Origin of the sequence: Streptosporangium fragile, assembly GCF_039534445.1 — a bacterium.
Classification (GTDB): domain Bacteria; phylum Actinomycetota; class Actinomycetes; order Streptosporangiales; family Streptosporangiaceae; genus Streptosporangium; species Streptosporangium fragile.
This window is the reverse complement of the sequence record NZ_BAAAVI010000052.1, coordinates 41,793-62,447: the sequence shown is the minus strand read 5'-3', so window position 1 is coordinate 62,447 and position 20,655 is coordinate 41,793. Positions and strand designations below refer to the sequence as shown.

21 protein-coding genes and 1 pseudogene are annotated in these 20,655 nt (G+C 70.1%); 10 read left to right on the top strand and 12 right to left on the bottom strand.

Annotated elements, in window-relative coordinates; genetic code table 11:
• Positions 1-227: 227 nt before the first annotated feature.
• The gene (locus tag ABD841_RS28850) at positions 228-968 is read left to right on the top strand and encodes a hypothetical protein (protein ID WP_344978375.1); all 741 of its coding nucleotides are present in this window, start codon (positions 228-230) and stop codon (positions 966-968) included.
• Between the two features lie 362 nt (positions 969-1,330).
• Here ABD841_RS28850 and ABD841_RS28845 read toward each other — a convergent pair whose 3' ends face one another.
• Together ABD841_RS28845 and ABD841_RS28840 are read right to left on the bottom strand one after the other, a co-directional pair.
• On the bottom strand, positions 1,331-1,573 hold the full coding sequence (locus tag ABD841_RS28845; RefSeq protein ID WP_344978374.1) for a hypothetical protein: 243 nt from the start codon (positions 1,571-1,573) through the stop codon (positions 1,331-1,333).
• Between the two features lie 41 nt (positions 1,574-1,614).
• Complete coding sequence (locus ABD841_RS28840) at positions 1,615-1,785, bottom strand: hypothetical protein (protein WP_344978373.1); 171 nt, start codon at positions 1,783-1,785, stop codon at positions 1,615-1,617.
• Positions 1,786-2,046: 261 nt separating this feature from the next.
• On the opposite strand from ABD841_RS28840, the gene ABD841_RS28835 reads away from it, so the two are divergent.
• Both ABD841_RS28835 and ABD841_RS28830 read left to right on the top strand, forming a co-directional pair.
• On the top strand, positions 2,047-2,307 hold the full coding sequence (locus ABD841_RS28835) for a type II toxin-antitoxin system Phd/YefM family antitoxin (RefSeq protein WP_344978372.1): 261 nt from the start codon (positions 2,047-2,049) through the stop codon (positions 2,305-2,307).
• Positions 2,292-2,699 carry a PIN domain-containing protein gene (locus ABD841_RS28830; protein ID WP_344978371.1) on the top strand — a complete coding sequence of 136 codons (408 nt, stop codon included), beginning with the start codon at positions 2,292-2,294 and terminating at the stop codon, positions 2,697-2,699. The genes ABD841_RS28835 and ABD841_RS28830 overlap by 16 nt, the downstream gene beginning before the upstream one ends.
• A 238-nt stretch (positions 2,700-2,937) precedes the next feature.
• On the opposite strand, the gene ABD841_RS28825 is transcribed toward ABD841_RS28830, so the two are convergent.
• From ABD841_RS28825 to ABD841_RS28815, 3 genes and pseudogenes are all read right to left on the bottom strand, one after another.
• On the bottom strand, positions 2,938-4,167 hold the full coding sequence (locus ABD841_RS28825; RefSeq protein ID WP_344978369.1) for a S1 family peptidase: 1,230 nt from the start codon (positions 4,165-4,167) through the stop codon (positions 2,938-2,940).
• Between the two features lie 255 nt (positions 4,168-4,422).
• Positions 4,423-4,932 (bottom strand): HAD domain-containing protein, encoded by a 510-nt coding sequence (locus ABD841_RS28820; protein ID WP_344978367.1) that lies wholly within the window; start codon positions 4,930-4,932, stop codon positions 4,423-4,425.
• Between the two features lie 69 nt (positions 4,933-5,001).
• Positions 5,002-5,252, bottom strand: a pseudogene (locus tag ABD841_RS28815) (hypothetical protein); the annotation flags it as partial.
• 366 nt (positions 5,253-5,618) lie between these two features.
• Here ABD841_RS28815 and ABD841_RS28810 point away from each other — a divergent pair.
• Positions 5,619-5,810, top strand: a complete 192-nt coding sequence (locus tag ABD841_RS28810; RefSeq protein WP_344978363.1) for a hypothetical protein — start codon at positions 5,619-5,621, stop codon at positions 5,808-5,810.
• Between the two features lie 322 nt (positions 5,811-6,132).
• Here the strand turns inward: ABD841_RS28810 and ABD841_RS28805 are convergent, their stop codons facing one another.
• Positions 6,133-7,371, bottom strand: a complete 1,239-nt coding sequence (locus ABD841_RS28805) for an FAD-dependent monooxygenase (RefSeq protein WP_344978361.1) — start codon at positions 7,369-7,371, stop codon at positions 6,133-6,135.
• Between the two features lie 114 nt (positions 7,372-7,485).
• On the opposite strand from ABD841_RS28805, the gene ABD841_RS28800 reads away from it, so the two are divergent.
• Positions 7,486-8,010 carry a TetR/AcrR family transcriptional regulator gene (locus ABD841_RS28800; protein ID WP_344978359.1) on the top strand — a complete coding sequence of 175 codons (525 nt, stop codon included), beginning with the start codon at positions 7,486-7,488 and terminating at the stop codon, positions 8,008-8,010.
• Between the two features lie 483 nt (positions 8,011-8,493).
• On the opposite strand, the gene ABD841_RS28795 is transcribed toward ABD841_RS28800, so the two are convergent.
• Positions 8,494-8,901 (bottom strand): hypothetical protein, encoded by a 408-nt coding sequence (locus tag ABD841_RS28795; RefSeq protein ID WP_344978357.1) that lies wholly within the window; start codon positions 8,899-8,901, stop codon positions 8,494-8,496.
• A 708-nt stretch (positions 8,902-9,609) separates the two neighbouring features.
• Between ABD841_RS28795 and ABD841_RS28790 the strand changes: the two genes are divergently transcribed.
• Entirely contained in the window at positions 9,610-11,340 is a 1,731-nt protein-coding gene (locus tag ABD841_RS28790; protein ID WP_344978355.1) for a serine/threonine-protein kinase, read from the top strand.
• Between the two features lie 180 nt (positions 11,341-11,520).
• On the opposite strand, the gene ABD841_RS28785 is transcribed toward ABD841_RS28790, so the two are convergent.
• From ABD841_RS28785 to ABD841_RS28770, 4 genes are all read right to left on the bottom strand, one after another.
• A complete protein-coding gene (locus ABD841_RS28785; protein ID WP_344978353.1) occupies positions 11,521-12,204 on the bottom strand; it encodes an iron-sulfur cluster assembly protein in 684 nt (227 codons plus the stop codon).
• Positions 12,201-13,241, bottom strand: coding sequence for an amidohydrolase family protein (locus ABD841_RS28780; protein WP_344978352.1), 1,041 nt, complete (start codon positions 13,239-13,241; stop codon positions 12,201-12,203). Before ABD841_RS28780 ends, ABD841_RS28785 begins: the two co-directional genes overlap by 4 nt.
• Before the next feature lies 1 nt (position 13,242).
• Positions 13,243-14,277, bottom strand: a complete 1,035-nt coding sequence (locus tag ABD841_RS28775; protein WP_344978350.1) for an NAD(P)-dependent alcohol dehydrogenase — start codon at positions 14,275-14,277, stop codon at positions 13,243-13,245.
• A 208-nt stretch (positions 14,278-14,485) separates the two neighbouring features.
• On the bottom strand, positions 14,486-15,082 hold the full coding sequence (locus ABD841_RS28770) for a TetR/AcrR family transcriptional regulator (RefSeq protein WP_425582059.1): 597 nt from the start codon (positions 15,080-15,082) through the stop codon (positions 14,486-14,488).
• A 93-nt stretch (positions 15,083-15,175) separates the two neighbouring features.
• On the opposite strand from ABD841_RS28770, the gene ABD841_RS28765 reads away from it, so the two are divergent.
• The 3 genes from ABD841_RS28765 (at position 15,176) to ABD841_RS28755 (ending at position 18,096) form a co-directional block, all read left to right on the top strand.
• Complete coding sequence (locus ABD841_RS28765) at positions 15,176-15,517, top strand: rhodanese-like domain-containing protein (protein WP_344978346.1); 342 nt, start codon at positions 15,176-15,178, stop codon at positions 15,515-15,517.
• Between the two features lie 319 nt (positions 15,518-15,836).
• Entirely contained in the window at positions 15,837-16,781 is a 945-nt protein-coding gene (locus tag ABD841_RS28760; protein ID WP_344978344.1) for an aldo/keto reductase, read from the top strand.
• Between the two features lie 157 nt (positions 16,782-16,938).
• Positions 16,939-18,096 carry an NAD(P)/FAD-dependent oxidoreductase gene (locus ABD841_RS28755; protein WP_344978342.1) on the top strand — a complete coding sequence of 386 codons (1,158 nt, stop codon included), beginning with the start codon at positions 16,939-16,941 and terminating at the stop codon, positions 18,094-18,096.
• A 96-nt stretch (positions 18,097-18,192) separates the two neighbouring features.
• Here ABD841_RS28755 and ABD841_RS28750 read toward each other — a convergent pair whose 3' ends face one another.
• Positions 18,193-18,819, bottom strand: a complete 627-nt coding sequence (locus ABD841_RS28750; protein WP_344978340.1) for a TetR/AcrR family transcriptional regulator — start codon at positions 18,817-18,819, stop codon at positions 18,193-18,195.
• Positions 18,820-18,976: 157 nt separating this feature from the next.
• On the opposite strand from ABD841_RS28750, the gene abc-f reads away from it, so the two are divergent.
• Positions 18,977-20,653: a ribosomal protection-like ABC-F family protein gene (gene abc-f / locus ABD841_RS28745; protein WP_425582058.1), complete on the top strand. Its 1,677-nt coding sequence runs from the start codon at positions 18,977-18,979 to the stop codon at positions 20,651-20,653.
• Positions 20,654-20,655: the final 2 nt, after the last annotated feature.

The window sequence follows — 20,655 nt, the reverse complement described above, 5'->3', positions numbered from 1 at the left end:
CGATTTCCCCCAAGTTCACGCGGGCAGCATGCCGAACCCACCACCGAAGATCAAATCAACCTAACGAAGTACTAGTAGTGCTCGACCAGGAAGGCGCTGGAGTGGGAGGCGGTCGCGACGATCTCGCCGAGTCGGCGATTGCCCTTGCGGGTGGATCCGTCTGACCTTGAACGACACCGGCTGAACCACCTGAAGGAAGCGTACGTTTGTGGGGCATGAGATTACGAATGACCCTGCTCGTGGCGCTGTTGTCCCTGACTGCGGCCTGCGGAGGAGCGGAATCGGATATGTCGGCGACCTCGGCTGACGACGGGCCGGCGAAGCGGGTTGCATTGTGGGGTGCCGAAGGCGGGTTCGTGACCCCGACCATGAACGTGCTGCGTCCGCCGAGGGTGGTGCTGTACAGCGACGGCCTGGTGGTCGTTGACGCGAGCAAGCAGCTGAAGCTCACCGATGCCGAGACGGACGAGACGGTCGCGTCGATGGAGACGTACCTGACCGGGCAACCGCCGACCGCGGAGCCCAAGCCGGGCGCGCCGACGGTGACGGACGTGCCGGCCACCGTCTTCGGGGTACGGGGGAAGGACGGAAAGATGCTGGAGGTCCGGGTCCCGGCTCTGGACCAGGTCGCGGACTTCTACCCGAAGGAGCTCTCGGAGGCGAAGAAGCTGATGGACGGCTTGGCGACCCGGGCTGCCACCGCGGGCACCGACTACGTCGCCACCCGCGTCCGTATGGTTGTCGAAGGGGTCGCCTCGGCGGAGGGCAAGCCGGCGCCGTGGCCCGCAGGGGTCCCGGAGCCTTCGGGCACGGTGGACCCGATTTGGCAGAAGGACATCGAGGGGGCGGCGGTGAGTGCGATCACCAAGGCGGTGCCTGCTGGGAAGGAGTACGATCGGTCGCTCTTCAAGACCAGTTCGGGGGCACTCTTCGTGCTCTCCTGGCGGTACCTGCTGCCTGACGAATAGCAAGGGCTGATGACGGGGGCTCACGGCTACCCCATCAAGTCGTCGCCCGCCAGACGCACAAACCATGACGATCGGCAGACCGAAATGGCCGGCATGAAGCCTGGCCGTGCCACCGATGGGTGCTGAGGGCGGGCGGCGTAGGTGTTGCTGTACTGATCAAGAAATGCGGGCGTGGCCTGAGGACGGGTACTTGGCAGCGACCGGTTGTCCAGGTGACAGCCTTGAAGGATGAGGTGCTCCGACAGGAGCGGGGACTGTCCGCGGCCAGGCGGGAGCGGTGCCGGCAACTGCGTTTCCGGGTCGCGGCGTGACCGTCTTTCGGCAGAGAGGCAGTCCCACGCTCACAACCAACCCGTGGCAGATCACGACTTCCAGGTCGTCCCAGAAGTACGGTCGGGGTCGTCGGCGCCGGGGCTTGGAGTCATGATTCGGTCGTGAAAAGGCCCGATCAGTTCTTCGACATCCTGCGATGTCATCCCGCAGTGCAACGGACCGAGCCGACCGCTGCCGGCGAACCGCACAACCAGATCAAGCACGTGATTCACCAGGCCGGACAAGCGGATGCTTTGGGCGTATAGCCACAGGAACACGTAGGCCATCGTCACCGGTGTCGGGACGATGGCCTACGAAACTGTGCGCTGCCGGATCACCTCAGGCCATCACCGAGCTTGCCGAGGGCATGGTGCTTGTCGTCGGGGGAGACGTGGGTGTGGATCGTCATCGTCGCTTCGATGTCGCTGTGATCGACGACCCGGGGTGGTACGTCGAGGTTGAGCGGCGGCGTGGCGCAGGTGTGTCGAAGGTCGTGAAAACGCATGTCGCCGCGGCCCGGTGGATCGCTTCCCGACTCCGCCGGAGGTTGTCGGCCCCGTCGGGGTCCCTCGCCGGATGTCCTGGGCGTTGGGCTTGTCCGGCCGCCGCTTGCCCAGGCCGGGGATCAGGCGGAGCCGGACGACGTTCTCCTGGTCCTGGTAGCCGGTCTTGGATCGGCGGTTTCGGCCGCCGGTCTGGCCGGTCACTGAATGTCTTTATCTTCGCCTGCTCACAGCGGTAAGTCATCATCAGATAATCTGATTTCATGAAGGTGATGACTGCCACTGAGGCATCTCGGAGCTTTGCGGCGGTTCTGGACGAGGCGGAGCGAGGTGAGACGATCGTGGTTACCCGTGGAGGCAAGCAGATCGCGGTGATCGGCCCCGCGCCGACGGCGCCCGGGCGCATGGTCAAGGCCTTCCTGTCGAGAAGCGCGGGAAGGCTGGACGCCGATTTCGAGGCCGATGTCGCGGCGGCCCGGGAGGCGGTCGACGACGAGATGAGAAGCACGTGGCCCGACGCCTGATCCTGGACACCGGTGTGCTCATCGCCGCCGAGCGAGGCAAGGCTTCCGTGGACGCGGTGATCGGGGATGCCGATGATGTGGCGATCGCCGCGATCACCGTGGCCGAGTTGCTCGTCGGCGTGGAGATGGCGGACGCGGCACGCCGTCCTGCTCGGCAGGCCTTCGTGGATGAGGTTCTTGCGCTGATCCCGGTCGAGGAATACACCACGGACGTCGCCAGAGTCCACGCTCGTCTGATGGCACACGTCCGGCGAGAGGGAAAGACACGGGGGGCATACGATCTACTGATCGCCGCGACAGCTGCGACCACCGCGAGAATCGTCGTCACGATGGACTCGTCCGCCGCGTTCGATGACCTGCCCGGGGTCCGGGCGCAGGTCGTTCCCCGTTGAGCCCCGACGGCAACCCTGACGGCACCGTCCACCACCGCCGACACACTCAGAACACCGCAGACACCCGTCTACCCCCAGCTCACAGCAGGCGACCAGGGCCTGAGAAGCGGAAGGTCGGCGATTCGACCTCGCCCCTGACCACATCGTCTGAGCAGCGCAAACGTTCCGGGCGATCATCGTTCGGGGCTTTTTGATCTCCAGTGACAACAACGCCCCGGTGATCAAGTCGATCGATTCGTCAGCCGGTCATGATGGCGATTCCCGGGAAGGCGGCGGTTGCGTTGCTCCACGGCGAGTAGTACAGCCGCCAGGAGCAGATGCGGCCGTTGACGACGTAGCCGGTGCAGGGCACCTGAGCGCTGGTGTCGATGAGGGAGATGACCCCCACCGCGTACTGCCGGGTGGTGCCGGACGGTTCGGGAGTCTCCACCGGGCCGCCGCTGTCGCCCTGACCGGCTGCGTTCTTGCGCGTCGAATTCTCAAGGAGGACCAGGCCGTAGAGCACACCATCGGGAAGGTAGATCGTGACGTTGGTCAGCTTCACCTGGCAAAGGCAGATGGTGCCCGAGGAGGCGCCGGAGGTGCAGAGCCACATGCCCACGTAGGAGGCGGAGGTGCCGACGACCGGGTTGCTGAACTCCGGCGATATGGTGCCGGGGTTGTTGTTGTAGACGCGGCCGGCGGTGCCGGCGCGGATCAGCATCACGTCGCGGCTGGTGTTGGCGTGGGCGATCGGGCCGATCACCTGGCCGGTCGGGTCGGTGGCCGTCTGCCCGACGCTGCCGCAGTGGGCCGCGGACAGCATCCAGCTCGCCCCGCCGAAGGTGACGGCGAAGCCCGTCGAGCAGCCGCGGCCGGTGCCGGCGTTGCGCCAGGCCGCGCCGCCCAGCCAGGGCGCGGTGTCGTCCCAGCGGCTGGCCGGGGCCGGTGTGACGCCGGCCTCCACGGTGACCGGCACTGCCGAGTCGGCGACCTTCGCGCGGGTCAGGCCGTAGTCGGCGCCCGAGGCCGTCAGGCCCGAGCCGTCGGCGTTCGGCGCGATCGAGGTGATCGCGCCGCCGGAGGCGCGGACGAGGCGATTCATCTCGCGTTCCAGTTCGCGGGCCGAGTAGGCCGCGGGCAGGACGCTAACCGGGACGTCCCGGCGCAGTCGGCCGACCAGGGCGCTGATGTGTTCGGGGGTGTCTCCCTTCCAGTAGACGCGCAGTTCGCGGTTCTCCGGCGCCGCGATGATGCCGGCGAACCCGGTGTCGTCCTGCGTCTTGACGGCGGCGGTGACGCGGTCGGCGGCCTTGACCAGCTTCTCCTGGGTGGCCAGCAGGTCTTTCCAGGAGGCGAAACCGCCCGGGACCCTGCCGACCGGCTCGATGGCTCGGGTGATGGCGTCCTTGACGGGGGAGGGGACGGGGGCTGCGGTGGCCTGGGCGGCGCCCATTGCGACCACGGCGAGGGCGACTCCCAGCGCCACTGCCAGACGACCGGTGGATCGTGAGGCTCTTGAGGTGATCGGGGGAATTTTCACCGGGTGCTCCTCATTGAATTATTTGCAGGGATACACCCGATATTCCATGTATTTACGGCGCAATCAATGTCTTGACAGAGGTTTTTATAGTGGTAATTCGATGCAGTCGGACGGCCCTGTGCTGGGATTTCGGCCTGGAGCGTGTTTGAGAAACCTTCCGCGCTGCCGAAATAGCAGAAACGACGCCCGCGGCTGGATCGGTCATAGCTGTGCCAGCCAGTCAGCGATGACGACGAAGTCAGTGTGCGTGAGGCCACGGCGAGGGTCAACGCGATGGAGGAGGGCCTGTCCGTGATGGTGCGCGGACACCCAGGCGCGATCGACGTTGGTGATTTCGTCGTCGACCCAGACGAACGAGCGTCCGGCCGCCCAGTCGATCAGGCCACGGGTTTTCCAGTGCAGCGGGCCCTCCTCCTCTGAGTCCGGCCAGTGCACTACCGGCAGCTCGGGTAGGCCGAGCAACGGGCTGATCACTTCGTTCGCATCGGCCATCCAGGTCGTCGCCCACACGAGGTCGCACGGCAACGCCGACAACCGCGCCCCGTGTCGGGAATCGACCCTGGCCAGCAGCGGGTTCGATCCCGGCGGCAGTGGCTGCGACGCCGTCCGGTTATCTGAGCGCCCACCGGGATGTGGTTCGGGCGCCCCGAACGGAATGAGCGGTCCATCAACGTCGAGGAACAGCAACGGACGGTCCGCGAAACCAGGCATTGCCGCAGAATAGCGACGGCCGGTCACGGAGGAGGCGCCGCTTGGCGGTGCGGCTGCAGCGCCTGGCGCTCAGGTTGCGAAGTGCCGAACAAGAACACGTGCCTGCCGGCGCGCGGCGGCACGGCCACGCGTGAGGCGGCGAACCATGCCGCTGATCCTGCCCAACGGATGATCGCTTCCGAGGTCGCAGGGTGACGTTCGTAGTCGCGGACCAGTCGGCGGTGGGCGGTCAGCCAGGCCAGGGTGTGCTCGACCACCCGGCAGCGGGTGATCACCGCGAACCCGGCCTGGCCGGGCGCCTTGCGCACCATGTGCAGCGTGGCGAAAGATCGGGTCTGTCCAAATCAACGGTGTAACTCGATTTCGATTGGTTCTATCGGGCGGTTGGGGTCAGGCGGCCTTGCCGGCGCTGTCGCCGCCGTAGGTGTTCTGGGGATTGGTGCTTTCGCGGTGGATCGCTTGGTTTTGTGGTTGATGCCCAGCTCGCCGTTTCCCCGCTGTACCGACGATGACAAGCGGCTTGCTTCGGCTCTCGTAACGCTCGGCGTCCTCGATGCCCGCCCGGTCGGCGCGGAGCCGTACGAGAAACCGGGCGGGGGTGCGATGACGATGACCGGCTTGCGTATGCCGAGCAGTCCTACCGGGTTTCCGCGTCGCGCGCCGGTGTGCCGTCCTTCTATCGGGAAGTGGCGATCAAGGACGGTTGGAAGCCGGCGCCGGAGCAGGAGGAGGGCGTAACGCAGGCCTGCCTCACCAAGGTCATCAACAGCCGGAATGTCTATCTGTCGGTGTGGTACTACGACGGGCCGGAAGAGAAGGACGGCGATGACTACTTCTTACGGGTCAGTTCTGCTCCCAGCGGGGGCAACCTGTGCTGACGCGGGGGAGATGCGTTCGGCCGGCCTCGGTTCAGGAACGTGAGGGCTGACGATAACGGTGACGACAACGTCGGCCACCGCAGGCACACGACGGCAGTCGTCCACAGCCCTCCGACCTCGTCCTCGTTGAGCGGAGCAGGGCGGTCGGCTCGCCCGGAAAGCGGAGGCCGGTGGTTCGACCCCGCCCCTGACCACATCATCTGGGCAGCGCAAACGCCCCGAAGCATGATCGCTCCGCGGCGCTTTTCGTTTCGAGCTCGGCGCCGCCGAGGTCGACGTCCACCCGGCGGAGTCCGGGTCCGCCGGTCTTTCCGTCAGGCCCTCAGGCGCGGTCTCCCCGCACGACGGCTTCCCGCGGGTAGTCCTTCAGGGTGATCTCGTTGTACAGCCGCAGACCTTTGCTGCCGAGACCGGTCAGAGTCCGGGCGATCGGCGTGGGGATATGGGTGATCATCCGGGTTCCCTGGACCAGGACCCAGAGGTTCAGGCGGGTGGCGGGGATGAGCTGCTTGGCGGCACCGACGGCGAAGGCGCGGTTGCGCCGTACGTACTCGCCGATCTGGTGTTCGTAGGCGGGGAACGCGCGGGTGTGGTCGCCGCGGGCCTCGGCCAGCTCACCGGCCAGGACGTAGGCGCCGAAGACGGCCAGGCTGGTGCTGCCGCCGACGGCGGGGCCCGGGCAGTAGCCGGCGTCGCCGACCAGGCTCACCCGTCCCCGGGACCAGGTGTCCATGCGCAGCTGGGTGATCGAGTCGAAGTAGAACGCCGATGCGTGGTCCATCTCCTGGTCCAGCAGGCGGGGCACTTCCCAGCCCAGCCCGGCGAAGTGCCGGCGGAGGAGTTCCTTTTGCCGGTCGATGTCGCGGTGGTGGTAGTCGAGTTCGGCGGCGGGGCGGAACATGAAGACCGCGCGGGCGTCGTCCATGTGCGCCCCGCTGTAGACACCCACCACCCTGTTCACCCCCATGATCCCGTCCATGCGGTCGCGCAGGCCCAGGTAGTTGGGGATGGACATGACTGCCAGGTAGGCGCCGATCCAGGTGGCAAAGCGCGATTCGGGGCCGAACACCAGGCGCCGGACGTTGGAGTGCAGTCCGTCGGCCCCGATCACCAGGTCGAACCTGCGGGTGGGGGCGTGCTCGAAGGCGACGTCGATGCCGTCGGAGGTCTCGGTCATGGCGGTGATGGAGTCGCCGAAGAGGTACTCCACATCGCGGCGGGTGGCGTCGTAGAAGATCTCGCTCAGGTCGTCGCGCATGATCTCGACGTGCTGGTCGGAGACGGCGCTTATCAGCTTGCTGACCTGTACCTCGTGGACGCGGTCGCTGTTCTCGGGGCGGATCGTGAGCCACTCGGTCCCGGTCTTCCTGGCCTGGATCGGCTCGGTCAGGCCCATCCTGTCGACGATCTGCATGGCCGGGCGGAACAGGTCGACCGCGTGGCCGCCGGCTTTGCGCAGGGCCGGCGCCCGTTCGACCACGGTGACGGTGAAGCCGTACCGGTTGAGCCAGTAGGCCAGGACGGGGCCGGCGATGCTGGCGCCCGAGATGAGGATCCGCACGGGCCGCCTCCTTACTTAATGGAAGGTAAGCTCCTTACTGAACGATAGGTAAGCAGGATTAGCCGCCGGGCGCAAGAACTTACTTAACGGTAGATAAGGGCTATCCTCGACCCCATGACGACGGCTCCGGACACCAGGACGCGCATCCAGGAGGTGGCGCGCGAACTCTTCCTGAAGCAGGGCGTGCAGAACACCAGCCTCAAGCACATCGCCGATCGGCTCGGCATCACCAAACCGGCCCTGTACTACCACTTCGCGTCACGGGACGACCTGCTCAAGAGCATCATCCAGCCGTTCCTGGACGACATGGAGGCGTTCCTGGCCGACCGTGAGCCCACCGGCCGGCGGCAACTGCTGGAGGAGTACTTCGACGTCATCTGGCGCCACCGGGACGTGTTCACGGTCTTCCTGCAGGCCTCCGCCACGCTGGTCGAACTCAACCTGCTGGACCGGATCTGGGAGGGGCGCAAGCGACTGATCACGCTCCTGCTCGGCCCGGATCCCTCCACCGCCGCGCGGATCCACGCGACCGTGGCCCTCGGCGGCCTGTCGGACTGCGTGATGGAGCACGCCACCGTTCCGTTCGACGAGGTCAGGACCGTCGCCGTGGAAGCCGCACTGAACGCGCTCGTCCTCTGAGGACGTGACTGGGGCCTCGCGGAACCGGCCGGCCGGCACCTCCGGCGGCCGCGGACCCTGAGGACCCGACGGGCCTGTTCGGTCGCCGGGCTGCGGTTGATCGTGCCGGAGGGCGTCGCGAGTGTGGCGAGCCCGGCTGCGGTTGATCGTGCCGGAGGGCGTCGCGAGTGTGGCGAGCCCGGCGACATCGCGGGGATGATCTCCTTGTGAACCGCCCCTTCGAGGGCGTTGCGCAGGGGGGCGTGGGTGGACCGCTCTGTCGCCGCGCGACCGCTTGCGCGTCCTTCCGGACGGGCCCGCGCGACAGAGCCGGGCCGTATGCACCGCTGTGGCGGTTGGGGGGGCGCCATGGGCCGTGAACGCTCTGCGGTCCAGGCCGGCCTGTCCTCGAACCGTGCGGGTGAAGCGGAGGGCGGAAACGCGGGCCGCGCAGAATGACAGGAGATCCCTCAGGATTTTCCTGGGGATCTCCTGTTTAATCTCCTACGTGCGGTAGCACAGGTAGATGTACTTTCCGCCCGCTCCCATGTTCAGATCGACGTCGATTCTCTTGTACCCGCTCGGCGGGTTGGCTCCGGGGTCGGAGCTGGCGATCACTTTCAGATCCTGATAGGGGTCTCCGTGATTGCGGGCGAAGCAGAGGTAGATGTACTTCCCGCCCGCTCCCTTGTTCAGGTCGACGTTTATCTTCGTGTATCCCTCCGGAGGGGAGTCGTCCTTGCTCAGCAGGAAGTAGATGTCCGTGACCGGACGCTGGCTGCCGTCCAGCTCGTACGCCAGGTACAGGTAATCGCCGCCGGCTCCCATGTTGAGATCGGTGGGGTCTTTCTGCCAGCCCGGCGGTGGGGGCTGGTTCTGTCCGTCCAGGATGGTGATGTTCGTGACTGCCACGAGGTGCTCCCATCGGCACTTAACCAGGTCCGCCTGAACACCGGCGGACGACGACGTTCTCGCTGATACCCGAAACGCCGGACGAATATGCGGTTCCGTGCATCTAAAATCTTTTCCATATAAGCTCCCCGCCATCCGTTGTATTCGATTTCATGATGTTTCATGTGCTGATCGCAAAGCTCCGTCTGGTTGATCTCAAAACCATAAATGTTTGCCCGTCGGCAGTTCGGGGCGAGCGTCGGGCCCGGAGTCGGGTCCTCGGGCGTCTACTGAGCGGTGGACCCGGGCGCAGACGGTTACCGGCCGTGTGGCGCAGCGGCGCGGGCGCACATATGTCCGGCTGCCGTGCAGCCCGGAAACGCGGCGACGCCGCCGCGCACGACTCCCACTGCAACCCTCGAAAACTTTCGACCTTCGTGAGGGAGACGCGGGCCGGTGACCGCTGGAGGTCCCCGCCGGGGAGGTCGCCGGTCCGGCCCTCACGGTCGCGGACGGGGTGGATCCCGTTCCCGGGGTGGATCCCGTTCCCGGGGCGGACCCGCCGCCCGGGAGGCCGTGCCCCCCGGGAAGACGATCGCGAGTGGTTCCCCGCGAGGGCGCTGCCGACCCTTCCGGGAAAATCCCTGACTATTGTGATCTCGGTCTGTTCGAAGGGGAGGTCGGGAGATGGCGGCGGGCGGGTCCGAGGCCCCTCTGGGGAGCCGGTACGTGCTTCTGGACGAGATCGGCGCCGGTGGGATGGGGACCGTCTGGCGGGCGCAGCGCCGGGACACCGGGGAGACCGTGGCGGTGAAGCTGCTGCGGGACAGCCTCACCGGCGATCCGGATCTGGTGCTGCGGTTCGTGCAGGAACGCAACGTGATGCGGACCCTGCGTCATCCCAACATCGTCACGGTGCGCGACTTCGTCATCGAGGGAGAACGCCTCGCCCTCGTGATGGACTTCGTCGAGGGCGGAGACCTCCTCACCCTGCTCCGGCGGCGCGGAACGCTGCTCCCGGCGGACGCGGTCCGGCTGACGGCCCAGGTCGCCGACGCGCTGGCGGTCGCGCACGCCGTGGGCGTCGTGCACCGTGACGTCAAGCCGGGAAACGTCCTGATCGACGGGGCCACCGGGGAGGCGCGGCTGACGGATTTCGGCGTGGCGCGCATCGTCCACGGCCCGGGTCTCACCCGGACCACCTCGATCATCGGCACACCCGTGTACCTGGCTCCCGAGGTGGCCGACGGCGGTACTCCCACGCCTGCGGTGGACGTGTACGCCGTCGGCCTGATCCTGTACGAGCTGCTCGCCGGGCGTCCGCCGTTCGTCGGCGACCACCCGATGGCCCTGCTTCGGCAACACGCGATGGCCCTGCCCCGGCGGCTGCCCGGGATGCCCGACGCCCTGTGGCCGGTCATCTCGGCCTGCGCCGCGAAGGACCCCGCTGAGCGCCCCCGCGCCGAGGAGGTGGCGACGGCGCTGCGTGAGGCGGCGCCGTCGTTGGCCGAGCTGCCCGCCCTGCCCCGGGTCGCCAGGGAAGACGCTCCGTCCGTCACCTCCGAGCCCCTCCCCGCGGACGCTTCCCGTGCGGGGCCGGTCGCCCGGGGAACGGGAACGTCTGGAACGGACGGGACCTCTCCCTCCGGCGGGGCTTCCCGTACCGGCGAGGGGAACACGGCCCCGGCCCGGCGCGGGCGGCCCCGGCGGCTGGTCGTCACGGCGACCAGCGCCGCGGCCCTGCTGCTCAGCGCGGCGGTGGTGACCGTCGTGGCACCCTGGCGGGCACCGGACGCCGGGGCCGAGGGAAATCAGGCCCTCGCGTCGGAGGGAGCGGCCGACGGGCCGACCGGCGCGGTCCGGACCACGCTCCCCGTCCCGTCCAGAGCGGCGCGAAGCTCGCCCACGCCCCCACCGGAGAGGCAGCCGGCGCGGAGCCGTACCCCGGAAGCGGTCGCCTCCGGGCCGCCCAGGAAGTCGGGCCCCACGAAACCGGTGACGCAGCCCACCCGGACTCCCCAGCCCCGGCGGTCGACGCCCACGGCGATCAACCCGGAGGCGGAGGAGAGCCGCACGGCCGACGCCCCGCGCCGGGATCCGGAACCGGAATGGCGATGCCGTTCGTGGATCTCCACAGGCGCCGGTACGGGTACGGAGATGTCACCCTGCATGGCCATGGTGGGCGATGTCTTCTACCTGATGGGGCGGGTCAGAGGGGCGAGCTCGGTCCGCTCGGACATACATGTCCAGCTGTACAACACCGACGTGGAGGTCAACGTCTCCCGGCCCTTCGTCTGCTCGGGCGTCTCCCCGTCGGGCGACGGCGGGATCGCCACGTGCGGCCCGTTCACCACCACGGCTCCGCGTATCGGGGCCAAGCACGACGTCCGCCAGCGGTGGAGGCGAACGGGTACGGCCGCTTACGGCGGAGGCGCGGAGAGCCCCTGGGTCCTCTGGTGACCGCCGCCGGAGCCCGCGGCGGCGTCGATCCGGGCGGGGGACGGGAAGAGGATGACGGCCGGTCACCGGCGACAGGGTGGAGACGTCACGTGCCCGCGGGTCCGGGGAGCCGCCGGGGCGGCTCCCCTCGGGTCTCGCGGCCGACGGGCCGGGACGGGCGGGTGCGGCGGGATTCCCTCTCTAACGGGCGGTCGATTCGGGGTAGCGGGTACGCAGCAGCCCGCGGCAGAGACCGGCGTTGCCCTCGATGCTGACCCGCACGGTACGGGCGAAGCGCAGCCGCAGCTGGGCCTGTTCGGCGGGGATCGGCTCCCCGCGCTCGTCGAGAAGGAGCGGCGACTCCGGCGAGCAGTCCAGCCCGAGTTCGGCCCGGCGGCGGAGCAGGCCGGCCAGTTCCGGCGACTCCGGGACGTCGCCCAGCCGCAGCCGCGCCGGCTGCGGCTCCTCCGCGGCCAGCCGGGTGCACAGCCGGTCGAGGCTCGCCAGGTAGGCCTTGCGCCGGAACGTCAGACGCAGCTCGTCGAGTTCCGCGCAGGCGTCGCCGGGGAAGGAGCCGGCGAACCCCGCGCTCTCGGCGACACCCGCGTTGATCTCGTCGGACGCGAAGTGGTCCTCCAGCCGGACGTCCGCCGAGACCACGCCCGGGACCGCCCGCACCGCGTCGCGGGCGTCGGCGACCATGAGGTAGGCGAAGTTCGGCGCGCAGAAGTAGGTCGGCAGCCGGAGCCGTACCGACACGTGCCCTTCGCGGACCTCGGCCGCGCTGACGAACCCGAGCTCGGTGATCGGCTCGTCCAGCTCCGGATCCCGCACGGTCGCCAGCGCCTCCCATACCCCGCCGCGGCCGGGAGGCGGCATGTTCATGCGGGCACCTTCGGCGCGGACCCGATGGGCTCGCCGGTGCCCGCGTGGGCGGCCACCACGTCCAGTTCGGGCGGTACCGGGATGTCGTAGAGCCGGGCGAGGTTGAGGCCCAGGATCTTCCTCTTCACCTCGGGAGTGATCTCGCCGTACTCGGCGCGCATGTCCTCCGGGATCTGGAAGTCCACGAACTGCTCGACGAGCCACTTGGGCGTCCAGAGCGCGTAGTCGCTGGCGAAGGTGATCCGGTTCTCGTCGAGCCAGTACAGCAGCTCGCCGATGATCTGGGCGAAGTAACGCGGCCTGGTGTGCATGAACGGCAGCGCGACCGCGAGCCCGCCGTAGACGTTGGGCTCCTGTGTGGCGATCCAGCAGAAGTCCTCCAGCCTGGGCAGCCCGCAGTGCTCGACGATGAACCTGAGCTCCGGGAACGCGGTCGCGGCCTCGTCCACGTCGGCCACGTCGAACGCGTCCCGGTTGAGCGGGTAGATCGTCGGCCCCTTGTGGACGTGGATGTTGCGGATCCCGAGCTCCCGGCATTTCTCGAGGTACCGGTAGGACCACGGGTCGGACAGCTTCCAGCCCTTCGACGCGCCCTTCCACTCGGCGGTGTAGAGCTTGACCCCCTGGACGTTCCAGCGCTCCGCCAGCGCTTCGAGCGCGTCGAGTCCCAGCTCGCCGTCGCGCGGGTCCCACGACCCGTTCACGATGAACCTGCCCGGATGCTTCTCCGCGAGCGCCCCGTTCTGCTCGGTGGTGTTGAAGCCGTTCACGTAGAAATCGGTGAGGTAGGTGGGCTGGAAGATCGCCTTGTCCACGTAGCCGACCTCGAAGAGGTCGTGCATGATCCGTTCCTCGCTCTGCTGCCAGAACTCCTCCAGTGACCAGACCTCGGATGCCGGTGAGAGGTTGCGGTGGTAGTCGTAGAAGCAGTTGATGAAGCCCTCGCCGTAGCGGTTGGCCTGGTTCGACGGCCTGCCGTCCCAGAAGTGGATGTGCCCGTCGACGACGAAGTACTTCTGACCATCCTTTTCGTACATCTCAGCTCCTTGTCGGTACGAGAATCCCGCGGCCCCGCAGGCGCCCGCCGTCCAGGTCGTCCATGGCGTCGTTGACGGCTTCGAGGGGGTAGACCGTGGTGTGGAGGCTCACTTTTCCCTGCGCGGCCAGGGCCATCAGCTCGTCCAGGTCGTTGTAGGAGCCGACGAGGTTGCCCACCACGTTGATCTCCTTGGAGATGATGTCGATCGTGGGGATGTCGACATGGCCCCCGTAGCCGATCACGAAATACGAGCCGGCGCGGCGCAGCATCGCCACGCCCTCGGCCTCGGTGCCCTGCTCGCCGACGAAGTCCAGCACCACGTGGGCGCCCTTCCCGCCGGTGAGGTCGGCGACCGCGTCGACCTGCCCGCCGTCGGCCCGCACGGTGCGCGTGGCGCCCAGCTCCTCGGCGAGTTCCAGGGCGTCCGGTGACCGGTCGACGACGACGATCTCGGCGGCCGTCATCGCGGCCAGGCACTGCACGCCGATGTGGCCCAGCCCGCCGGCGCCGATCACCACGACCTGCGTGCCCGGATGGAGCAGCGGCACCGCCTTGCGTACCGCGTGGTAGGCGGTGAGACCCGCGTCGGCCAGCGCGGCGACGTCCGCGGGCCGCAGGGAGGGGTCCAGCCTGATCACCGACCGGACGTTGGTGAGCAGCAGCTCGGCCATGCCGCCGTCGGTGTCGATACCGGGGAACTTCGAGTCGGCGCAGTGCACGTCGTCGCCCGCGCGGCACGCCCGGCACAGCCCGCAGGTGACGAGCGGGTGCAGGATGACCGCGTCGCCGGGTTCGACGGTCGCCACGGCCGAGCCGACCTCCCGCACCCAGCCGGCGTTCTCGTGCCCGATCGTGTACGGCAGGGCCACACCGGACTTCTCCGCCCACTGGCCTTCGACGATGTGCAGGTCCGTACGGCACAACCCGGCGCCGCCGATCTCGACCAGCACGTCCAGCGGCCCGCCGACCTTGGGTTCCGGGACGTCCTCGACGACCGGACGCTTGTGGTACTCGTGTAGTCGTACGGCTCTCATCGCCACCCCCGACCGACGAAAGGCTGTAGTTCGATCGTCAGTTCGGCCACCGGCGGGGGTCAACGGATGATATTTCCCTTAAAGGGAGTTTTATCCCTTCTTTTGTGAAGGGAGAATTCCGCCGAGCGTCCGCAGCCCGCGCGGCGCAGGATGCGCCGGATGGCCCGAGCCGCCGGAGCGGATGTCGCCGGTGTCGTGGCGCGCCGGGTCATCCGGCGCCTTCCCGGCCGCGTCCCGCTACGGACAGCGCCAGCTCGCGTACGCCTTCCCTGATCCGCTCGTCGCCCAGTTCGCCGCGTAGCGCGACCACGTGTTCGGCGCCGAGCGGGGCGAGCAGGGCGTGGGCAAGGCAGTCGGCGTCGGCGGCGGGGCGCGCCAGGGCCAGCAGGATGGCGACGTGCCGGTGCCAGAACCGGTAGGCGCCGATCCGGTAGCGCGCGCCGGGGGCGGCGGTCTCGGAGACGCGTACCAGGTCGAGGTGGTCGAACAGGTAATCCAGGTACGCGTCCACGAAGGCCGCCAGCCGTTCGGCCGGGGGAGCTCCGGGGCCGAGCGGGGGCGGGCCGGACAGGATGCGCTCCTGCAGTTCCCGCTCGCGCTCGTCGAGCAGCGCCGCCGCGAGGCCGGACCGGTCGCCGAAGCGCCGGAAGAGGGTGCCCTTGCCGACCCCGGCCTCGGCGGCGACGGCGTCCATCGAGACGTTGTCGACGCCCCTGTCGCGGAACAGCCGGGCCGCCGCGGCCAGTACCTTCTCGCGGTTCCGCGCCGCGTCGGCCCGCTCCCGGGGCGGCCGGCCGCGCAGGATCTCCAGCACCTCACTTGACGAAGCGGACTGTGGTCCGTTAGGTTCTGAACCGTTCACGAAACGGACTGTAGTCCATTTAGTTGGGAGGGTGCAATGACCACACTCATCAGTCGCGACGCGCTCAAGGCCGCCATCGACGCGGGAACCGTCGTCGTGGTGGACGCCCTGGGGGGCGACTACTACGCCCAGCAGCACCTGCCGGGGGCGATCGCCCTGGTGGCCGACGAGGTGGCCGAACGGGCGGCGGAAGTGCTCCCCGACCGGAACGCGACGATCGTGACCTACTGCTCCAACCCGGCCTGCGGCAACAGCGAGGCGGTGGCCCAGCGGCTCCACCGGCTCGGCTACACCGACGTCCGCAAGTACCGCGAGGGCATCCAGGACTGGGTCGAGGCGGGACTCCCCGTCGAATCCGGCGTGCCCGCGAACCGCTGAGGCGGGGCCGTCGGGGCGGGGCCGTTGGACGGAGCCGCGCCGCGAGCCCCGTCCCGGGTCTGCGGCGCCGCTCCTCCCGCAGACCTCGCGGCACCCGCCCCACCGTCTCGGACGGCGAGCACGCCAAGGACCGGGTCAGCCGGTCCGGGAAGGACCCCTCCCGCCACGCCGCCGACGTCACCTGTGTCGCTTTGCCGGAATGAACCGGGGCGGTGTCGACAGCATGCCGACATCGCAGTGACCGCTGAGCCGCCGCGTACCGGGTCACGCTAGCGTCGCCTGTGTCGCTTTACTGTGGTGATGGGAATGGGAGCGCGTCATGTCTGATATGTCTTACCGCCGACTCGGCGAGTCCGGACTGGTCGTCTCGGCCGTCGGCCTGGGCGCCAACAACTTCGGCCGCCGGATCGATCTCGACGCGACACGGGCGGTGGTGGACGCCGCGTTCGACGCCGGGATCACCCTGATCGACACCGCCGACATCTACGGCGAGTCCGAGGCGTTCCTGGGGGAGGTGCTGCAGGGGCGGCGGGACGAGGTGGTCCTCGCCACGAAGTTCGGCGGGGACACCGGCGGAGCCAACGGCCCCGACTGGGGTGCCCGCACCTCCCGCCGATACATCCGCAAGGCGGTCGAGCGGTCGCTGCGCCGCCTGCGCACGGACTGGATCGACCTCTACCAGATCCACTTCCCCGACCCGGCGACGCCCGTCGAGGAGACCCTGGCGACCCTCTCGGACCTGGTGCGCGAGGGCAAGGTCCGCTACGTCGGCTCCTCCAACTTCGCCGGTTGGCAGGTGGCCGACGCGGACTGGATCGCCCGCAACGAGGGCCACGAGCGCTTCGTCAGCGCCCAGAACGAGTACAGCCTGCTCAACCGGAAGGTCGAGACGGAGCTGACGCCCGCCCTGCTGCACTACGGCCTCGGGCTGCTGCCCTACTTCCCGCTGGCCAACGGGCTCCTCACCGGCAAGTACCGGCGCGGTGCCGCGGTACCGGAGGGCAGCCGCCTGGCTTCCCGCCCCGAATACCTCACCGACGCCCGTCTCGACGTTGTGGAGCGGCTCGCGGAGTTCGCCGAGCGGCGGGGCGTCGGCCTGCTCGACGTCGCCTTCGGCTGGCTCCTCGCGCAGCCCGGGGTGAGCTCGGTGATCGCCGGTGCGACGAAGCCGGAGCAGGTCAAGGCCAACGCCGTCGCGGGCACCTGGCAGCCTGACGAGGAGGCGCTCGCCGAACTCGACCGGATCGCGCCCCGGCCGAGCTGAGCACGGTCGCGCCCCGGGCCGGGCTGGATGCGGTCGCGGTTCGCCGGCCCGGCCGGCGCCGTCCGGGGAGAACCCGCGCTCCCGGGAGCCCGGGTCCCGGGAGCCGCCACCGGGCCCGCGGGGTTTCGCGGAGGCGTACGGTGGCACGTCCATCCACGTGGACGACATATGGGATCTGGTGATCGTCGGTGGCGGTCCGGCGGGCTCCGCGGCGGCCCTCGGCGCCAAGCGGCTCCGGCCGGACGCGCGGGTGCTGCTGCTCGACAGGGCGGACTTCCCCCGGGACAAGGCCTGCGGTGACGGCATCGCCGCCCACGGCCGCGACGAACTCGCCCTGCTCGGTGTCCCCGACCTGATCGCCGACTACCGGCCGACGCGGCGTCTGTCGGTGGTCTCTCCGGGCGGCGCGCACGTCTCCGCCACCGTCGCCCGGCCCAACCACGTCGTCCCCCGCAGGGTCTTCGACGCCCGCCTCGTCGACGCGGCCCGGGCGCGCGGCGTCGAGGTCCGCCGCCACCGCGTCCGCGGGCTCGCCACCCGCGACGGTCACGTCGTCGTCGACGGCACCGTCACCGCGCGTGCCGTCGTCGCGGCGGACGGGGCCAACTCGACCGTGCGGCGCCTCATCGGCCTCCCTCCGTCCCCCGACAGGCACACCGCGATCGCGGTCCGCGGCTACGCCGACGTGCCGGCCGCCGACGACGACGTCCAGTTCATCGCCATGCAGAAGGAGGGGTGGCCCGCGTACGCCTGGTCGTTCCCGATCGGCGACGGGACCGCCAACGTCGGCTTCGGGATGCTCCTGCCCCGGCTGCGCGCCGTCGGGCTTCCCGGCCGCGAGGTGCTGCACGGCCGGCTCGCCGAACTCCTGCCCCACCTGCCCGCCCGCGACCTGCGCGCCCACCACCTGCCCCTGTCGCCCGGCCGTCCGAAGCCCGGCGCCGGCCGGGTGCTGCTCGCAGGTGACGCGGCCGGTCTCGTCAACCCGCTCACCGGCGAGGGCATCTACTACGCCCTGGTCTCCGGCCGGCTCGCCGGCGAGGCGGCCGTCCGCGCGCCCGGCGACCCGCTGCCCGCCTACCGGCGCGCCCTGGGGAAGGCGCTCGGCCGTCACCTGCGCACCACCGACGTGCTGGCCCGCGCAGCCCAGTCGTCCGGCTTCATCGACGCCGCGATCGCCACCGCCGCCCGGCGCGAAGAGGTCTTCGAGCTGCTCGTCGACGTGGGCCTCGGCGCGGGGACGGTACCGCTGCCACTGGCGGGCGCGGTGGTCCGCCGGTGGCTCCTGGACGTCGCCCGGGGCGGGCGGACCTGACCCGCGCCTCTCCGGCGACCGCGCCTCTCCGGCGACCACGCCTCTCCGGCGGCCGTGGCGCGGTCGGCGCCCGCCCCGGGACGGCCGCCTCCGCCCTCAACCGCCCGGGGCGGCGAAGGCCCCGGCGCGGGCGGCGGCCAGCGCGGCGGCGGCGACGCGGTCGGCGACCGCCTCGTCCACCGGCTCGCCGCTGACGAACAGGCGGTAGTACAGCGGAGCCACGGCGGTGCGAATCACGTCGGCGGCGTCGGTGCCCTCGGGCAGCTCGCCCCGTGCGACGGCCCGGGTGACGATGGGGGCCGACTGGCGGTGGCGGGCGGCGAAGAAGGCGTGCAGCGCCTTCGCGACGACCTGGTTGCGCGTGGCCGCGGAGATGAAGGCGGTCGAGACCGGACCCGTGCCGGGATCGGCGAAACCGGTCAGCACCAGCCGCGTGAGCTCCCGCAGATCCCCTTCGACCGTGCCGGTGTCCGGGACCGGCCACGGCTCGCCGCCCGCCAGGTCCAGCGCGTCGGCGGCGAGCCCCTCCACACTGCCCCAGCGCCGGTAGACCGTGGTCTTGTGCACGCCCGAGCGCCGGGCGACGCCCTCCACGGTCAGCCCCTCGAATCCCTTCTCCGCCAGCTCGGCGAGGGTCGCCTCGCGCACCGCTTCGCGGACCCGCGCCGTGCGCCCGCCGGGGCGCACGGTCCCGGCGGGTCCGGGAGACGCCGGAGACGTCACGGCAACCTCCTCCTGTTGCGCGGGTTTCGGGACGTCTGACATACTCACTCTAATACAACTTAGTAGCGTTTGTGGCGTCGACGAAAGAGGGCGGTAACCATGGACCAGCCACCGAACACCGCGATGACCCGTTCACCCGACGTTCCGGAGGCCCCTCCTGTCCACCCAGCTCACCTTGCGAGAAGTCTCGAAGTCGTACGGCGACCGGCCGGTTCTTGACCGGGTCTCCTTCAGCGTCAAGCCCGGCGAGCGTCTCGGCGTCGTCGGGGAGAACGGCTCCGGGAAGTCGACGCTCCTGCGCCTGATCGCCGGCGTCGAGAAGCCCGACGACGGCGAGGTCGTCACCGCCGCCGAGGGCGGCGTCGGCCACCTGGGCCAGACCCTGGGCCTTCCCGCCCACCACACCGTTCAGCAGGCCGTCGACGCGGCGCTCGCCGAGCTGCGCGCCATGGAGCGCCGGATGCGCGAGCTGGAGGCCCGCCTCGCCGGCGACCGGCCCGCCGAGGAGGACGATCCGCCCGCCGGCCCGGACAACCGGCCCGCCGGGCGCGGTGCCCGGCCCACCCGGTGGGAAGACCCGCTCGCCGAATACGGCGACCTGCTCACCGCGTACGAGGCCCGTGGCGGGTACGAGGCCGACGCCCGGGTCGACAGGGCGCTGCACGGCCTCGGTCTCGCGCACCTCGGCCGCGACCGTCGCCTGGGCGGGCTGTCCGGTGGTGAGCAGGCCCGGCTCGGGCTGGCCTGCCTGCTGGCGGCGTCCCCGGAGGTCCTGCTGCTCGACGAGCCGACCAACCACCTCGACGAGGCGTCGACGGCCTGGCTGGAGGAACGGCTGCGCGCGCACCGGGGCACGGTGGTCGCCGTCTCGCACGACCGCGTCTTCCTGGACCGGGTCGCCACCTCGATCCTGGAGGTCGAGAACGGCGCGGTCACCCGGTTCGGCGGCGGCTACACCGGTTTCCTGGCCGAGCAGGCGGCCGCCCGGCGGCGGTGGGAACAGGCCTACGCCGACTGGCGGGAGGAGATCAGGCGGGTGCAGGCGTTCGCGGCGACCACCGCGCACCGCGTCGCCCACGGCCGGCCCATGAGGGACGGCAACAAGATGGCCTACGACCGCGACGCGGGCCGGGTGCAGAGCTCGGTCGCCGGCCGGATCCGCCAGGCCCAGGAGCGGTTGCGCCGCCTCCAGGACGACCCCGTGCCCGAACCGCCCGAGCCCCTGCGCTTCGCGGGCCTGTTCGGACACGGCGCGGCCGACGGGCCGGTGGCGGAACTGCGCGGCGTGCGGGTGGCGGACCGTCTCGCCGTCGACTCCTTCAGCGCCGGGCAGGGGTGCAGGCTCCTGATCCACGGCCCCAACGGCGCAGGAAAGTCGACCTTCCTGCGGGTCCTCGCCGGTGACCTGGAGCCCGACCGGGGGACCGTACGGCGTCGCGGCCGGATCGGTTACCTGCCGCAGGAGGTCGTCTTCGCCCGGCCCGAGCGGACCGTCCTCGCCACGTTCGCCGAGGGCCGCCCCGGCCATCCCGAAGAGCACCACGCGCGGCTGGCCTCCCTGGGGCTCTTCCGCGCGGACGCCTTCCGCACGCCGGTCGGCGCGCTCTCGGTCGGCCAGCGCCGCCGCCTCGCGCTGGCGAGGCTGCTGACCACCGAGACCGACCTGCTGCTGCTGGACGAGCCGACCAACCATCTCTCGCTCACACTCGTCGAGGAGATGGAGGAGGCCCTCGGCGTCTACCGGGGCGCCCTCGTCGTCGTCTCGCACGACAGGGCGGCACGGTCCCGGTTCACCGGTACCCAGGTCGAGATGCGCGACGGCCGCCTGGTCTGAGC

Bases quoted from the DNA above. Each gene is read 5' to 3' on its own strand.
- ABD841_RS28850 (WP_344978375.1), top strand. From the start codon at position 228: ATGACCCTGCTCGTGGCGCTGTTGTCCCTGACTGCGGCCTGCGGAGGA.
- ABD841_RS28840 (WP_344978373.1), bottom strand. From the start codon at position 1,785: ATGCGTTTTCACGACCTTCGACACACCTGCGCCACGCCGCCGCTCAAC.
- ABD841_RS28835 (WP_344978372.1), top strand. From the start codon at position 2,047: ATGAAGGTGATGACTGCCACTGAGGCATCTCGGAGCTTTGCGGCGGTT.
- ABD841_RS28820 (WP_344978367.1), bottom strand. From the start codon at position 4,932: ATGCCTGGTTTCGCGGACCGTCCGTTGCTGTTCCTCGACGTTGATGGA.
- ABD841_RS28800 (WP_344978359.1), top strand. From the start codon at position 7,486: ATGACGACGGCTCCGGACACCAGGACGCGCATCCAGGAGGTGGCGCGC.
- ABD841_RS28785 (WP_344978353.1), bottom strand. From the start codon at position 12,204: ATGAACATGCCGCCTCCCGGCCGCGGCGGGGTATGGGAGGCGCTGGCG.
- ABD841_RS28780 (WP_344978352.1), bottom strand. From the start codon at position 13,241: ATGTACGAAAAGGATGGTCAGAAGTACTTCGTCGTCGACGGGCACATC.
- ABD841_RS28775 (WP_344978350.1), bottom strand. From the start codon at position 14,277: ATGAGAGCCGTACGACTACACGAGTACCACAAGCGTCCGGTCGTCGAG.
- ABD841_RS28765 (WP_344978346.1), top strand. From the start codon at position 15,176: ATGACCACACTCATCAGTCGCGACGCGCTCAAGGCCGCCATCGACGCG.
- ABD841_RS28760 (WP_344978344.1), top strand. From the start codon at position 15,837: ATGTCTGATATGTCTTACCGCCGACTCGGCGAGTCCGGACTGGTCGTC.